Origin of the sequence: Nostoc sp. 2RC (genome assembly GCF_014222165.1) — a bacterium.
GTDB lineage: Bacteria > Cyanobacteriota > Cyanobacteriia > Cyanobacteriales > Nostocaceae > Nostoc > Nostoc linckia.
The window spans coordinates 1-14362 of sequence record NZ_JACKZU010000204.1 but is presented as its reverse complement, the minus strand read 5'-3'; the positions used below and the strand labels follow the sequence as shown (position 1 = coordinate 14362).

The following is a 14362-nucleotide window of genomic DNA, read 5'->3' as shown; positions in this document are numbered from 1 at the left end:
TGCCCAATGCCCAATGCCCAATGCCCTATTCCCTTTTTCCTGCTAGCGAACTATTGACTTCAGATAAATATATTGAGAAACTAATAGTTAGTTTTTCTAATTAATTAAGTGCATCGAAAGTTGTGACAATATATACGGGAAAAATAAACCGATCGCTATCTTCCAAGGAGCCAAAATCCCTAATTTTGGAAACTGAGGGACTGACGCGCCGTTTTGGTAAGTTTACTGCTGTTAATGACCTGAACATATCTGTAGAACAAGGTGAAATATTTGGGCTGCTGGGGCCGAACGGGGCGGGTAAAAGTACAGTAATCAAAATGCTAACAACATTACTGCCTATCAGTGAGGGGACTGCAATCTTAGCCGGCTATGATGTGACTCGTCAATCCGATCCTGTGAGACGTGCCATCGGCTATGTACCCCAAGCGTTGTCTGCTGATGGCAGTCTTACGGGTTATGAAAATCTGTTAATCTTTGCCAAGTTGTATGAAATACCGAAAAAAGGACGCGATGGCCGCATTTGGGAAATTCTAGAGTACATGGGTTTGCAAGATGCTGCTAAGCGCTTGGTACGCACCTATTCTGGTGGCATGATCCGCAAGTTGGAAATTGCTCAATCGATTTTGCATCAACCCCAAATTTTATTTTTGGATGAGCCGACTGTGGGACTAGACCCCATTGCCCGCACGCAAGTATGGGAACTTGTGCAACAACTCTGTACTGATTACCGCACAACTATATTTTTAACAACCCACTTTTTAGAAGAAGCAGATAATCTGTGCGATCGAGTGGTAATTATGCAACAAGGCGAAGTCGTGACCACAGGCGCACCGAGCGACTTAAAAGCTTCCTTGGGGAAAGCAAACGCAACCTTGGATGATGTCTTTATTCACTACACAGGCAACCAGTTAACATCAGGAGTCAACTACCGTGACACAGCGAGAACCAGACGCACAGCTCAGCGGTTGGGTTAAAGTACAACAGCCACAACCGACTCGCCGACGTAATTTCATCTCTGCAATTAGCGAGCTAGTTAGGAAAACTTTAGCGATCGCTGAATTGGAAGTACGCAAACTCCGCCACGATCCCACTGATTTAATCGTTCGAGCTGTGCAACCAAGCTTATGGTTGCTGATTTTTGGGCAAGTTTTCTCCCGCACTCGCGCTATTTCCACAGGGGACTTACCTTATTTGGATTTCATCTCTGCTGGGATTTTGGCTCAGAGTGTCCTGTTTGTGGCAATTTTTACTGGTGGGATGACGCTGATTTGGGAACGAGATTTAGGAATTGTGCATAAATTCTTAGCTAGTCCTACACCCCGTGTGGCGATGGTATTGGGTAAAGCCTTGGCCTGTGGGGTGCGATGCTTATCACAGGTGGTGGTGATTTACACACTAGCATTTTTATTAGGTGTGAAACTCAATCTCTATCCCCTACCGATTCTGCAAGTGCTACTATTGGTGATGCTGGGGGCGGCTTGCTTTTGTGTTTTTTCCTTAATTATTGGCTGTTTGGTAAAAACGCGAGAACGGATGACTGGTATTGGGCAATTATTAACGATGCCCTTATTTTTTGCTAGCAATGCCATCTATCCTATTTCCTTGATGCCCGAATGGTTAAAATTCATTTCCCATTTAAATCCTTTGACTTATGAGGTAGATGGCTTACGTGGCACGATGTTACTTAATGGCAATAGCATCTATGGCTTTGGTCTGGATTGTACAATTCTCTTGTTAACATTAATAATCTTAGCCATCATTGCTGGACGACTTTATCCACGGGTGGCAATGTAATCAGGAGAACAACAACCCCATGACCTTGGATAAACCGACTCAAGGTACAACTTCCGAACAATGTGCTGCCAGAGTAATGGAAACAGTTCCATTAATGATGCGGTTTATCCGAGCGGATATGCGTGCCCACAGTGCCGCTTTTTTATCTATACCCCAGTTGCGATCGCTAGCATTCATCAATCGCAATCCCGGTGCTTCCTTATCTGACCTGGCAGAACATTTGGGTGTCACCTCTGCCACAGCATCAGCGACCATAGAACGCCTAGTACAGCGCAACTTTGTCCAACGCAATGCCGATCCTCAAGAGCGGCGGCGAGTGCTGCTCAATCTCACTGAAGAAGGAAAACAGCAACTCAAACAATCCCAAGATCAAACTCGCGCTCATATTACCGAGTTGCTCCAAGGTCTGACAGAAGAACAAATTTCCAATATTGAAGAAGGCTTAGCTCTACTAAAAAATGTCTTCGAGCAAACAGAAATCAAATCGCCATAACCCTATTGTTGCACAGCACGACCCCTTTGCAGCCCTGAGGTTTCGGGACTACCGATTATTTACCATTGGACGCTTAGTGCTGTTCGTGGGGTCGCAAATGCAAACCGTAGCCATTGGCTGGGAACTTTATGAGCGTACTGCCTCGCCTCTGGTTTTAGGTGGTGTAGGATTAGCGCAAGTCTTACCGATGATTGCCCTCACCTTGATTGCTGGAGATGTGGCCGATCGCCGCGAACGCAAAGTCATCATGTTATTCTCAGTCATGTTACTAGCTCTGTGTTCTCTGGGTCTAGCAGTACTTTCCTATACACAAGGTGGAGTTTTTCTAATTTACGCCTGCTTGGTTTTAACAGGGGTTGCGAGGGCATTCCTCAAACCCGCCGGTGATGCGCTAATGTGGCAATTGATACCTGTCAGTGCTTTTACTAACGCTGCTACGTGGAATAGTAGTAGCTTTCAGTTGGCGTCAGTCATCGGCCCCGCCTTGGGAGGATTTGGAATTGCCCTGTTGGGGAGTGCCACGGGAGTATACATAGCAGCCGCTATTGCCGCTTTGTTGTGTTTCGTTTTAACACTGGCAATTACAGAGAAAAAAGGCATCCGTTCCAGCGAACCCATATCCCTCAAAGCCCTGGCCGCAGGTGCTAAATTTGTCTGGGAGAATCAGCTCATTTTGGCGGCAATTACATTGGATATGTTTGCTGTATTGTTGGGTGGTGCGATCGCATTACTACCCATCTTTGCCAAAGATATTTTACATGTCGGGCCAGTGGAGTTGGGATACCTGCAAGCAGCGAATTCCATCGGTGCTTTGACTATGGCCATTACCCTGGCATATTTACCACCACTCCGGAAAGCAGGCCCGGCTTTATTATGGTCTGTAGTTGGCTTTGGGGTTGTCACAATTATCTTTGGACTTTCTCGTTCGTTTTGGCTGTCTATGTTAATGTTGATACTTGCTGGGGCACTTGATAGTATCAGCGTTGTGATTCGCCATACACTAGTTCAAATCAGAACCCCAGATCGTTTACGTGGGCGGGTTGCTGCCATCAATAGCGTATTTATTAGTGCCTCAAATGAATTAGGAGGCTTTGAATCAGGCTTGACTGCTGCCTTATTTGGGCCGGTGATTTCAGTTGTTGGTGGTGGAATTGGCACGATTTTAGTAGTAATTGCTACAGCAATGATTTGGCCGGGAATTCGCAAGTTGGGGTCTTTGCAGGAGTACAAAGTATAGCCAGGGACTTTTTATCCCACTCTCATGTAAAAAAAGCTATGCCTTTCGCGTTAGAGGCATAGCCTTTTATCTATGAAACCAATTTAATATTAATTTAATCTTCATACCTGTAAATCAACAACATTGACGTACAAAGCTGTAAGCTATTTTTAAACACGTTAAGTCTGGTGATAAATAAAACTTACATAAATTGTAAGTTTTTTGAGTCCGATTTTTCAAATGTCTTTGACTCAAGCCCGATCTATTAGGGATTCCCATCCAGGAATTTGCTATGTAGAAGGCTATCATAGTCTGCTGCTTTGCAAAAAATAGAGTTTTTTGCCTTGTTTTTTATGCCTATCAAACAAGAAACTTACTCAAAGTAGCTAGCAATTTTTACAAACCCAATTTTTGCTTTTTTGTAACCAAAACCCAGTATGTCATTGACAAATACTATACATTTTAGAAACGTGCAAGGTGATTTATTCGGTGGTTTAACAGCTGCCATCGTTTCCTTGCCGTTAGCCCTAGCATTCGGTGTCGCCTCCGGTGCGGGGCCTGTAGCTGGTCTTTATGGCGCAGTTTGTGTAGGTTTTTTTGCAGCCTTATTTGGTGGGACACCAACCTTAATTTCTGAGCCAACCGGGCCGATGACTGTAGTTATGACTGCAATTGTCAGTTCCATGACCGCAGCTAATCCCGAAAACGGCTTAGCAATGGCATTTACCGTAGTTATGCTAGCGGGAATATTTCAAATTTTCTTTGGCATATTTAAGTTGGGTAAATATATTACCCTGATGCCTTACAGCGTAATTTCCGGCTTCATGTCTGGAATTGGGGTGATTCTAATTATTTTGCAAATTGCTCCTTTTGTCGGTCAACCAAATCCTAAAGGTGGCGTACTGGGGATGGTGCAAAATCTACCTCAGTTATTAACTAAAATTAATCCTGCGGAAACAGCTTTAGGCTTGTTGACACTGGCAATTATTTTTTTAATGCCATCCAAACTCAAGCGCTTTGCTCCTCCGCAATTGGTGGCATTAATTATCGGAACTATAGTTTCTCTAACCATCTTCGGCGGTACAGATATCAGACGAATTGGTGAAATTCCCGTTGGATTGCCCACATTGCAAATGCCAACTTTTACTCCCGGACAAATCACAGTCATGATTGTTGATGGGGCAATGTTGGGGATGTTGGGTTGTATTGATACTCTATTAACGGCGGTAATTGCAGACAGTTTGACTCGCACAGAACACAAATCTGATAAAGAATTGATTGGTCAAGGTATTGGTAATTTAATATCTGGTTTGTGTGGAGGGCTACCTGGTGCTGGTGCGACGATGGGAACTGTAGTGAATATCCAAACTGGTGCGACTACAGCTTTATCCGGTTTAACTCGCGCAGTGATTTTATTAGTTGTGGTTTTGTGGGCTGCGAGTGTCACTCAACCCATCCCAATGGCGGTGTTAGCTGGTATTGCGCTGAAAGTGGGGATTGACATTCTTGATTGGAGCTTTTTGAAACGCGCTCACAAGGTGTCTCTCAAAGGCACAATCATCATGTATGGTGTATTGTTCCTGACTGTATTTGTTGATTTGATTGTTGCTGTGGGCGTCGGAGTTTTCATTGCCAACATTTTAACAATCGATCGCCTTTCGGAATTACAGGCTCAGGAAGTGAAAACAATTAGCGATACTGATGATGCAATTGTCTTGAATGACGAAGAGAAAAAATTACTCGATCTAGCTAATGGACGTGTTCTGCTATTCTACCTGAGCGGGCCGATGATTTTTGGCGTATCGAAGGCGATCGCTCGCGAACACTCAGCAATGGCTGACTCTGATGTGTTGATTGTGGATTTGAGTGATGTCCCCATATTGGGTGTGACTGCTTCTTTGGCAATTGAAAATGCCATTAAGGACGCTAGCGAACAACGTCGTCATGTGTTAATTGTCGGTGCAGCAGGCAAAGTCAAACGACGTTTAGAAAAGTTTGGTATTTCGAGGTTTGTTCCACAGCATCACATGTTTACAGAGCGTGTAGAGGCACTTAAACAGGCGGTTGCTTTAGTTAATCCTCATGCTAGTTCTGCTGATAGTCCAGAAGTTAGTACCTATTAGTAATTCGTAATTCGTAATTCATAATTAAATGATGAATTACGAATTATAAATCGCTAATTACAGCAGATTTTCAGAAGCTCTGAATGCTGCTGCATTTTTACTCGCATAAAGAAGGAATCAATAACACAAGTAAAGACATGACTTTTTCCGAACCAATAGTTAATTCATTTACCTGGTTAAATATCCCTCATTTACTGGCTACAACCAAAGACGCGGAGTATGCTCCTATTGTTTTAACTGGAGTATTGCTAAGTTTAGTAGTCATTTATCTGGCTAGTAAAATTGGTGGCGAATTATCTAGAATGATGGACTTGCCTCCTGTATTAGGGGAATTAGTGGGCGGTGTAGTTGTTGGTGCTTCTGTTCTCCATTTGGTAGTATTTCCTGACAGTGGAGTAGCTGCTAATGACTCCATCATCATGACTATCCTGCAATTTATTAACAACCTCAGTCCTGATGCAGTCACATCAATATTTCAAACTCAGAGTGAAGTTGTATCTGTTCTCGCAGAATTAGGTGTCATTATTCTGTTGTTTGAAATTGGTCTAGAATCAGACTTAAAAGAATTACAAAAAGTCGGCTATCAAGCAACAATTGTTGCTTGCGTTGGTGTAGCCGTTCCCTTTGCCGCTGGCACAGCAGGACTGATTTGGTTATTTCATGCACCAGTAATTCCGGCGATTTTTGCAGGTGCAGCCCTGACAGCTACTAGTATTGGGATTACCTCTAAAGTTTTGTCAGAAATTGGGCAATTAAAATCTCGTGAAGGACAGATTATTGTAGGTGCGGCAGTCATTGACGATATCTTGGGTATCATCGTCTTGGCGGTGGTTGCTAGTCTGGCTAAAACTGGTGAAGTTGATATATTCAACGTCATTTATCTGATTGTCAGCGCTACTGTATTTCTCATTGGCTCAATTCTCCTGGGTAAATATTTCAATCAAAGTTTTGTTGCCATTGCTAATAAATTGCAAACACGAGGTAACTTAATTATCCCAGCCTTTATCTTTGCCTTTTTCATGGCTTTTTTAGGTAATGCCATTCATTTGGAAGCTATTTTGGGTGCATTTGCGGCTGGCTTAGTTTTGGATGAAACTGATAAACGCAAAGAATTAGATGAGCAGGTAAAACCGATTGCCGATATTTTAGTACCAGTTTTCTTTGTGACAGTTGGTGCAAAAGTTGATTTGGGTGTGCTTAATCCTTTAGTTCCAGGAAATCGAGAAGGATTAATAATTTCTACTTTTTTAATTGTGGTGGCGATTATTGGTAAAGTCGTCACAGGTTGGTCGATTTTTGGTCAAGCTGGAATTAATCGCTTAGCCGTCGGTATCGGAATGATTCCCCGTGGGGAAGTTGGGTTAGTGTTTGCCGGAATTGGTGCAGCTAGTGGTACCCTTGATAAACCATTGCAAGCTGCCATCGTAATTATGGTGATTTTGACGACCTTCTTAGCACCGCCTTTATTAAGGTTGGCATTTAAACAATCACCAAAAGAAAAAGAATCTTTAGAGGAAGCCAATTTAATCAGTTAGTACAGCAAGGCAAAAGGCAAAAAATAATCATAAATTTATCAGCTTTTTGCCTTTTGTCACCCCCTACTTGGATAGGACTAATCCAAAATTTCAAATCTAAAATTTTTAGGCAATTACCGTGTTAGAAGCTTGTATATTCGCCACAATATTGTGCGGATTTTTTGGTATTATCCTCAAAAAAAATCTTGTAATGAAAATCATCTCTATGGATGTCATGAGTACGGGGGTTATTGCCTATTACGTGCTGATTGCATCGCGAGATGGTTTCTTCACACCAATTATTTCAAACATCCAAAATCGTGCATATGCCGATCCGGTTCCCCAAGCCGTGATATTGACGGCCATTGTCATCGGATTTTCGATTCAGGCTTTAATGCTCGTCGGTGTCATGAAGTTAGCAGGGGATAACCCGACCTTGGAAACCGACGAGATCGAGAGAAATAATACACCATGAGTACGATTACAATCGTCTGGATTGCATTACCCTTTTTTTTCGGGTTCCTCATTTATCTACTTCCTAAACTTGACAAATACATCGCAATGTGTGTTTGTTTGGCTTCGGTGGCATACGGGTTGCAGTTATTTTTCAATCAGTCGTCACTAACACTAAAATTGCTGGATAATTTCGGCGTTATTTTAGCAATAGACCAAATAAGTGGCTACTTTATCTTGACTAATGCCTTGGTAACGGCGGCAGTCATCCTTTATTGTTGGCACAGCGATAAGACAGCTTTTTTTTACGCACAGACGATCATTTTACATGGCAGCGTCAACGCGGCGTTTGTCTGTGCAGATTTAATTAGTTTATACGTCGCCCTAGAAGTCAGCGGGATTGCGGCGTTTCTGTTGATTGCCTATCCCCGGAGCGATCGCTCGATTTGGGTGGGCTTACGCTATCTGTTTATCAGCAATGTGGCAATGCTGTTTTATCTGGTTGGCGCAGTGCTGGTTTACCAAGCAGATCATTCCTTTAGTTTTGCAGGTTTGCGAGTAGCACCCACCGAGGCACTTGCCCTAATTTTTTTGGGACTCTTGACAAAAGGAGGAATTTTTGTATCGGGATTATGGTTGCCATTGACTCACTCGGAATCAGAAACGCCAGTGTCGGCGATGCTGTCGGGAGTTGTGGTGAAAGCTGGCGTCTATCCATTAGTGCGCTGTGCCTTAATGGTAGATGAAATTGACCCGATGGTGAGAACCCTCGGAGTTTGCACCGCCCTTTTAGGGGTGTTTTATGCAGTGTTTGAAAAAGATACTAAGCGGATGCTGGCCTTTCACACGGTTTCCCAATTAGGCTTTATCTTGGCTGCACCAAAAGTTGGCGGATTTTATGCCCTCACCCACGGATTAGTCAAAGCTGTATTGTTTTTAATCGCGGGTGCTTTACCAAGTCGAAACTTCAAGGAACTGCAACATCAAGCGATCGCTACTCCAGTTTGGATTGCCCTAGTAATGGCCAGTTTCTCCATTTCCGGCTTTCCTTTGTTGTCTGGGTTTGGCGCGAAGGTGTTGACAACTAAAAATTTGCTACCTTGGCAAGCCATCGCTATGAATGTTGCAGCCCTGGGAACAGCAATATCCTTTGCCAAATTCATCTTTCTGCCCCGTGGAGGAAACGCCAATGTAAAACCTGGTTTCTGGGGAGCAGTTATTCTGTTAATCGGGGGTTTGGTTGTGGCTAATATTGTGTACTATGAGGCGTATACCTACGAGAATATCATCAAACCCCTGGCAACCATTGGCATTGGATGGTTAGCTTACTGGCTAATTTTTAAACGTTTAGCACTCAAACTACCGCGCGTGTTGGAGCAGTTTGACCATTTAATCGGCGTTATGAGTCTGATTTTAATTCTACTGTTTTGGAAGGGATTTGCATGGTTGGGCATCTAAATCTCATATTGCGACTGGTGATTTGGTTTCTGCTCACTGCCGATTTCACTGTGGTGAATATCATCATTGGCATCAGTGTCGCATTGCTATTGCCGGGTCGTCAAAGAGCCAAGGAAGCATTAAAAGATTGGCTGCGTGTGCTGGGTGAAGTTTTAGTAGCAATTCCCCAAGCGTATTTTGAGGCAATTGAAATCATCATCCGTCCTCATAAATACGAAGAAATCACAATGGAACGAGTTAAACCAGGACGCACACCAGGACTGATATTCCTGGATATATTCCTGATTACCTTTACACCAAAAACCATTGTCTTGAAATACCACGAAGATGGATGGTACGAAGTACACCGGGTGCGACGGAGGAAAAAAACATGAATCTGAATCTGGTATTAATTGCAATGATTTTAGCCCTGCTGATACCCATCTATGAGGCTTGGCAGGATGAAGATATTTGGCAGAAAATGTTGGCATTTGCCAGTATTGCCACCAAAACTTCAATCACGATCCTGGTGGTATCGGTGTTGCGTGATGATTGGATGATTGGTGTTGGCAGCGTCATTATCTTGAGTGTAGGGAATGCTGGATTAATGTTGCTGGCTCATGTACTCAAACGAATGAATGAAATATGATTGACTTTATCAGTTATTTGTGCATAGGTGTAGGAATGTTCTTTTGGTTTTGGGGAACTTCTCACCTGCTGGGAAAGCGATCGCTATTGTTCAAGCTCCATAGTCTTTCGGTTGCGGATACCCTGGGGTCGATGAGTATCATCTTCGGCTTGCTTTTAAAAATACCCAGCGAATGGCCACTGCTGATTCTGGCTCTGATTTGCTTAGCCATTTGGAATACAGTGCTGGGGTATGTGTTGGCTTACTGTTCCAGTAGCAGGAGTAGCTATGAATGATAGTTATCTTTATATAATCGTCGCTCTGCTACCCTTAACTGCCTGTATGGTGGTATTTCAGACTAATCCATACCATGCCTTAGTGATCCGTGGCATCTTAGGAGCAGTGGCAGCAATGGTATATGCGGTTCTAGGCGCTCCCGATGTTGCTTTGACTGAAGCCTTGGTGGGTACTATGCTGGCAATTACACTGTATGCCGTGGCGGTGCGTTCATCGTTGGTGATGCGTCTTGGTGTACTCCAAGAGCAAGCAGATGACGATGGTCTTTTTGGGCAACTGATGAATGACTTACGCACAATTCTTGGCAAACGCCACATGCGTCTGGAGCTAGTCAGCTATAGCGATATACAAACTTTACAGCAAGCACTGTTGGACAAAGAAATTCATGCTAGCTGTTTTCCACAGGAGCGATCGCAACATGAAGGAGCCTCTGAGGAAGAAAAGCCACCCTATCAGACTGCAACCAGGGTACGGCGCATTTATGAGATCGTGCAAACCGAACTTTCCTCACCAACCACAACCCTGACCTATGTAACACCAATTTTCACAAAACAAGCAGCAGATGAAAATACTCTGACCTTAGGAACTATGAGTACACCAAATTCAGGGACAAAGTAGATATGAAATGGGTTTACATTGCTGCGGGCATAGCGCTATATATCAAATTTATCGTTATACCCAATCCAGCAGCAGACTTACCGGATATCTCTATCGTCGAAGCGGTTGTACAAGATAGTGGGATACCCAATGCAGTTTCCGGTATCATTCTCAGAAATCGACTGTATGACACTATTTTTGAGGTGGTAGTATTTACGATCGCCATTATGGGTGTCTATTTTTTGCTGGCCAATGAAAAGCCATCTCAAAAAATCCATAGTTTCACTGACCAACCATCCATTGTTTTGGCGCGTCTCGGAGCCACAATTTCCGCCTTAGTCAGTATCGAGTTAGCTATTCGCGGGCATCTCAGTCCGGGGGGTGGTTTTGCAGCCGGAGTAGCAGGGGGAACAGCCATTGGTTTGATTGCCATTACTTCATCACCACAATGGATGCAAGAAATCTACCAACGTTGGCACGCTGCTACATGGGAAAAAGTTTCGGTTCTGGTTTTTATCGTACTAGCGGTTATCACTCTAGCAGGAGTAGAGTTACCGCACGGAGAATTGGGCGCACTTGTCAGTGGGGGAGTTATTCCTTTGCTGAATATTTTGGTTGCTGTAAAAGTCGCCTTGGGTTCCTGGGCAGCAGTTTTGGTTTTTATTCGTTATCGGGGCTTGTTGTAAGCTAGTAGTTTGCTCTCGTGACTTAGCTGTAGAACTATGACTCATGCTTGTTGTGGCCCTGGCTATGCTTCTCCAGAAGCAGCCACCAAAGCCCAAAGAGAAAAGGTGCTTTATGCCATCGCCCTTTATACTGGTACTGGTATCGAAGAACCAGATTATCTCGCCACCGTAGACGTTGACCCCAATTCTCCAACCTATTCCCAAATAATTCATCGTCTATCGATGCCTTACATTGGTGATGAATTACATCACTTTGGCTGGAATGCTTGTAGTTCTTGTCACGGTGATGCTAGTAAATCCCGAAGATTTACAGTTATCCCCGGACAACGTTCTAGCCGCATTTATATTGTTGATACCGCAGATACCAAAGCCCCAAAACTGCACAAGGTCATTGAACCAGAAGAAATTAAAGAAAAGACTAATTTAACTGCGCCCCATACAGTCCACTGTCTCGCAGATGGCCATGTCATGATTTCTATGCTGGGGGACAGTGAGGGAAATGGCCCTGGTGGCTTTTTGTTACTGGATGACAATTTTGACATTGCTGGACGTTGGGAACATCAAACCCAAGGTATGCGATTTAACTATGACTTTTGGTATCAGCCGCGTCATAACATTATGGTGAGTAGCGAATGGGGCGCACCCAAAACCTATTATCCTGGTTTTGACCTCAACGACATAGCAGCTGATAACTATGGTCATCACGTACATTTTTGGAATTGGTCAACACGAGAAATTATCCAGAGTTTTGATTTAGGACAAGAAGGATTAATTCCCTTAGAAGTGCGCTTTCACCACAACCCCGACAGCACTCATGGGTTTGTAGCCGCAGCACTGAGTAGTAATGTTTGGCATTGGCAAAAACCAAATGGCCATTGGCAAATAGAGAAAGTAATTGATATCCCTGCGGTAGAAGTGGCAGGTTGGCCGATACCAGTGCCATCATTGATTACTGATATTTTGATTTCAATGTGCGATCGCTACATTTACTTTTCCAATTGGTTGCATGGAGATATCCGTCAGTATGATATCAGCGATCCATCCCATCCTCGACTCACTGGTCAAGTTTGGTGCGGTGGTTTGCTAGGTAACAGTGGTGAAGTTCAAGGTCATAAATTGGCTGGCGGGCCGCAAATGCTACAGCTGAGTCTGGATGGTAAACGGCTTTATGTGACAAATTCCCTATTTAGTACTTGGGATAATCAGTTTTATCCCGATTTATCTAAGACCGGCTCATATTTATTACAGATTGATTGTGACACCGAAAATGGTGGACTCAAAATTAACGAAGACTTCTACGTTGATTTTGGCAAAGAACCAGCAGGCCCCTCTCGTGCCCATGAGATGCGCTATCCTGGCGGTGATTGCACTTCAGATATTTGGATCTAACTCGTTCTATTTTGGATTTTAGATTTTAGATTTTGGATTTGAGGTTTTGGATAGTCAAATAGTTAGTAGATAAGCTTTTTGGCCATCCATCTATCATATAATGTTCTGCTAAAGGGCTAATCACTTATGATTACCGCATCTTTAGCAAAATCCCAAAAGCCTTTCGCCCCTACCCCCTGCCCCTCTGCCTCCCTGCCTCCTAAAGTAGAATTCCATCATGATTGACCTCAGCGCTGAAGCTTGGGAAAAACGGTATCAAGAAAATCGAGACCCTTGGGATTTGGGCTGTCCAGCTCCACCATTTATCAATCTTCTGGCATCAGGGCAAGCCCCCAAGCCTGGACAAATGGCAGTTTTAGGCTGTGGAAGCGGACACGATGCGATGTTATTTTCAACAGCAGGGTTTGATGTCATTGGGTTTGATTTTGCTACCAGCGCCATTGCCCGTGCTTCTACTATTGCCAAAGCACGAGAACTGAACGTTCAATTTTTACAACGCAACATTTTTGAATTGCAAGCAGAGTTTCTACATAGTTTTGATTACGTGTTAGAACATACTTGTTTTTGTGCCATCGATCCAACGTTGCGATCGCAATATGTACAGCTTATAAAAAACTTACTACGTCCCAATGGTCAACTGATTGCCCTGTTTTTTACCCATAGTCGGTTAGATGGCCCCCCGTTTGGCATCAAGCCACAGGAAATTTTGGATAGTTTTTCACCCTACTTTGATATCATCCTGTTCAAAGCTGCAAAGGATTCCATCGCCAGTCGCAAAGGCGAAGAACACTTGGCAATTTTTCAGGTGCAAGGCTAGATTCTTGCCCTACATCCACACAGCCAACGCTCACAAAGGTAATTATTGCGATCGCCATAAGTCATCGTACCCAAGGCAATACGCGATACTTTCAGCCCACTTTTTCCCAGATTTACGTATGTAGTCATACTGTTTGCTCTACTTTTTGATAATGTTGTGATAGTTCTAAAGCCAGTTGTGAAGCGTGATGTGCCCAACGGTTATCTCATTTCAGCGCGATGGCATGTTTGGCCTATGTTTCTGCTTCTGGTATCCGATGGCACTCTTCTAGCTCAAATGCCAGCATCCCGTAAATATAGGGGTTATCTTGATGAGCATTGCAGAGCTACAAGGGTTACTTTGCAAAAGTTAGGCTATAAACTACTGTATCTCAATCAGATAACCGTAAATAATAATTATGAGATTAGGAATTTTGGATAAACAATGCTGTCGTGGCGATCGCTTTTCTTAAAATCAGGTAGTTGATGAGTGTTGACTGTTGACTGTCAATGCGTAAGTCCTAATTTATATGAAAAATTACCGAGTGCAACTTGTGAATCGCAATGACTTCGTTATAGAAGTAGCAGAAAGTCAGTACATATTAAATGCTGTAGAAGACACGGGTTTGCGGTTACCTGTAGGTTGCCGATACGGTGCGTGTATTAGTTGTGCAGCGCGTTTAATTGAGGGTAAAGTGCATCAGCCTGGAGCCTTAGCACTGAAATCTGCACAGGAAGCAATGGGCTTTGTTTTACTTTGCATTGCTTATCCCCGCTCAGATTGCAAACTTGAAGTGGGGGTAGAGTGCCAAGATGAACTTTACATCAATCCGTTTAAAGGTCATCGCTGAAATCAAAAACTCTATGCCACTTGCAGGAGTTTTTGGGCATGGGGCATTGGGCATTGGGTATGGGGAAACATTAAATTTATTCCTTTACC

Annotated in this window: 17 protein-coding genes; 16 read left to right on the top strand and 1 reads right to left on the bottom strand. The window is 43.5% G+C overall.

What is annotated here, in order from left to right; genetic code table 11:
• Nucleotides 1-122 precede the first annotated feature (122 nt).
• The 15 genes from GNE10_RS21280 to GNE10_RS21210 all read left to right on the top strand — a co-directional run bounded on the left by GNE10_RS21280 (nucleotide 123) and on the right by GNE10_RS21210 (nucleotide 13444).
• Complete coding sequence (locus tag GNE10_RS21280; RefSeq protein ID WP_099071627.1) at nucleotides 123-974, top strand: ABC transporter ATP-binding protein; 852 nt, start codon at nucleotides 123-125, stop codon at nucleotides 972-974.
• Complete coding sequence (locus tag GNE10_RS21275) at nucleotides 931-1794, top strand: ABC transporter permease (protein WP_185566862.1); 864 nt, start codon at nucleotides 931-933, stop codon at nucleotides 1792-1794. Before GNE10_RS21280 ends, GNE10_RS21275 begins: the two co-directional genes overlap by 44 nt.
• Before the next feature lie 19 nt (nucleotides 1795-1813).
• Nucleotides 1814-2287: a MarR family winged helix-turn-helix transcriptional regulator gene (locus GNE10_RS21270; protein WP_099071629.1), complete on the top strand. Its 474-nt coding sequence runs from the start codon at nucleotides 1814-1816 to the stop codon at nucleotides 2285-2287.
• The gene (locus GNE10_RS21265; RefSeq protein ID WP_185566861.1) at nucleotides 2253-3524 is read left to right on the top strand and encodes an MFS transporter; all 1272 of its coding nucleotides are present in this window, start codon (nucleotides 2253-2255) and stop codon (nucleotides 3522-3524) included. Before GNE10_RS21270 ends, GNE10_RS21265 begins: the two co-directional genes overlap by 35 nt.
• 416 nt (nucleotides 3525-3940) lie before the next feature.
• Nucleotides 3941-5626 carry a SulP family inorganic anion transporter gene (locus GNE10_RS21260; RefSeq protein ID WP_185566860.1) on the top strand — a complete coding sequence of 562 codons (1686 nt, stop codon included), beginning with the start codon at nucleotides 3941-3943 and terminating at the stop codon, nucleotides 5624-5626.
• A gap of 137 nt (nucleotides 5627-5763) precedes the next feature.
• The gene (locus GNE10_RS21255; protein WP_185566859.1) at nucleotides 5764-7161 is read left to right on the top strand and encodes a cation:proton antiporter; all 1398 of its coding nucleotides are present in this window, start codon (nucleotides 5764-5766) and stop codon (nucleotides 7159-7161) included.
• A gap of 118 nt (nucleotides 7162-7279) precedes the next feature.
• Nucleotides 7280-7615, top strand: coding sequence for an NADH-quinone oxidoreductase subunit K (locus tag GNE10_RS21250; protein WP_099071633.1), 336 nt, complete (start codon nucleotides 7280-7282; stop codon nucleotides 7613-7615).
• Complete coding sequence (locus tag GNE10_RS21245) at nucleotides 7612-9051, top strand: cation:proton antiporter (RefSeq protein WP_185566858.1); 1440 nt, start codon at nucleotides 7612-7614, stop codon at nucleotides 9049-9051. The genes GNE10_RS21250 and GNE10_RS21245 overlap by 4 nt, the downstream gene beginning before the upstream one ends.
• Nucleotides 9036-9425, top strand: coding sequence for a Na+/H+ antiporter subunit E (locus GNE10_RS21240; protein ID WP_099071635.1), 390 nt, complete (start codon nucleotides 9036-9038; stop codon nucleotides 9423-9425). Before GNE10_RS21245 ends, GNE10_RS21240 begins: the two co-directional genes overlap by 16 nt.
• A complete protein-coding gene (locus GNE10_RS21235; RefSeq protein WP_099071636.1) occupies nucleotides 9422-9679 on the top strand; it encodes a hypothetical protein in 258 nt (85 codons plus the stop codon). The genes GNE10_RS21240 and GNE10_RS21235 overlap by 4 nt, the downstream gene beginning before the upstream one ends.
• Entirely contained in the window at nucleotides 9676-9954 is a 279-nt protein-coding gene (locus tag GNE10_RS21230) for a monovalent cation/H(+) antiporter subunit G (protein ID WP_185566857.1), read from the top strand. Before GNE10_RS21235 ends, GNE10_RS21230 begins: the two co-directional genes overlap by 4 nt.
• Entirely contained in the window at nucleotides 9947-10573 is a 627-nt protein-coding gene (locus tag GNE10_RS21225) for a DUF4040 domain-containing protein (protein ID WP_185566856.1), read from the top strand. The genes GNE10_RS21230 and GNE10_RS21225 overlap by 8 nt, the downstream gene beginning before the upstream one ends.
• Nucleotides 10574-10575: 2 nt before the next feature.
• Complete coding sequence (locus GNE10_RS21220; RefSeq protein WP_099071639.1) at nucleotides 10576-11238, top strand: Na(+)/H(+) antiporter subunit B; 663 nt, start codon at nucleotides 10576-10578, stop codon at nucleotides 11236-11238.
• Nucleotides 11239-11274: 36 nt separating this feature from the next.
• Nucleotides 11275-12627, top strand: a complete 1353-nt coding sequence (locus GNE10_RS21215; RefSeq protein ID WP_099071640.1) for a selenium-binding family protein — start codon at nucleotides 11275-11277, stop codon at nucleotides 12625-12627.
• 217 nt (nucleotides 12628-12844) lie between these two features.
• Nucleotides 12845-13444, top strand: coding sequence for a methyltransferase domain-containing protein (locus GNE10_RS21210; protein WP_185566855.1), 600 nt, complete (start codon nucleotides 12845-12847; stop codon nucleotides 13442-13444).
• On the opposite strand, the gene GNE10_RS36085 is transcribed toward GNE10_RS21210, so the two are convergent.
• Nucleotides 13441-13572, bottom strand: coding sequence for a hypothetical protein (locus tag GNE10_RS36085; protein ID WP_260446973.1), 132 nt, complete (start codon nucleotides 13570-13572; stop codon nucleotides 13441-13443). The genes GNE10_RS21210 and GNE10_RS36085 overlap by 4 nt on opposite strands.
• A 380-nt stretch (nucleotides 13573-13952) precedes the next feature.
• On the opposite strand from GNE10_RS36085, the gene GNE10_RS21205 reads away from it, so the two are divergent.
• A complete protein-coding gene (locus GNE10_RS21205; protein ID WP_185566854.1) occupies nucleotides 13953-14273 on the top strand; it encodes a 2Fe-2S iron-sulfur cluster-binding protein in 321 nt (106 codons plus the stop codon).
• The last annotated feature ends 89 nt before the right edge of the window (nucleotides 14274-14362 follow it).

Coding starts and splice junctions, on each gene's coding strand:
- GNE10_RS21270 (WP_099071629.1), top strand. CDS start 1,814: ATGACCTTGGATAAACCGACTCAAGGTACAACTTCCGAACAATGTGCT.
- GNE10_RS21265 (WP_185566861.1), top strand. CDS start 2,253: ATGTCTTCGAGCAAACAGAAATCAAATCGCCATAACCCTATTGTTGCA.
- GNE10_RS21260 (WP_185566860.1), top strand. CDS start 3,941: ATGTCATTGACAAATACTATACATTTTAGAAACGTGCAAGGTGATTTA.
- GNE10_RS21255 (WP_185566859.1), top strand. CDS start 5,764: ATGACTTTTTCCGAACCAATAGTTAATTCATTTACCTGGTTAAATATC.
- GNE10_RS21245 (WP_185566858.1), top strand. CDS start 7,612: ATGAGTACGATTACAATCGTCTGGATTGCATTACCCTTTTTTTTCGGG.
- GNE10_RS21240 (WP_099071635.1), top strand. CDS start 9,036: ATGGTTGGGCATCTAAATCTCATATTGCGACTGGTGATTTGGTTTCTG.
- GNE10_RS21235 (WP_099071636.1), top strand. CDS start 9,422: ATGAATCTGAATCTGGTATTAATTGCAATGATTTTAGCCCTGCTGATA.
- GNE10_RS21230 (WP_185566857.1), top strand. CDS start 9,676: ATGATTGACTTTATCAGTTATTTGTGCATAGGTGTAGGAATGTTCTTT.
- GNE10_RS21225 (WP_185566856.1), top strand. CDS start 9,947: ATGAATGATAGTTATCTTTATATAATCGTCGCTCTGCTACCCTTAACT.
- GNE10_RS21220 (WP_099071639.1), top strand. CDS start 10,576: ATGAAATGGGTTTACATTGCTGCGGGCATAGCGCTATATATCAAATTT.
- GNE10_RS21215 (WP_099071640.1), top strand. CDS start 11,275: ATGACTCATGCTTGTTGTGGCCCTGGCTATGCTTCTCCAGAAGCAGCC.
- GNE10_RS21210 (WP_185566855.1), top strand. CDS start 12,845: ATGATTGACCTCAGCGCTGAAGCTTGGGAAAAACGGTATCAAGAAAAT.
- GNE10_RS36085 (WP_260446973.1), bottom strand. CDS start 13,572: ATGACTACATACGTAAATCTGGGAAAAAGTGGGCTGAAAGTATCGCGT.
- GNE10_RS21205 (WP_185566854.1), top strand. CDS start 13,953: ATGAAAAATTACCGAGTGCAACTTGTGAATCGCAATGACTTCGTTATA.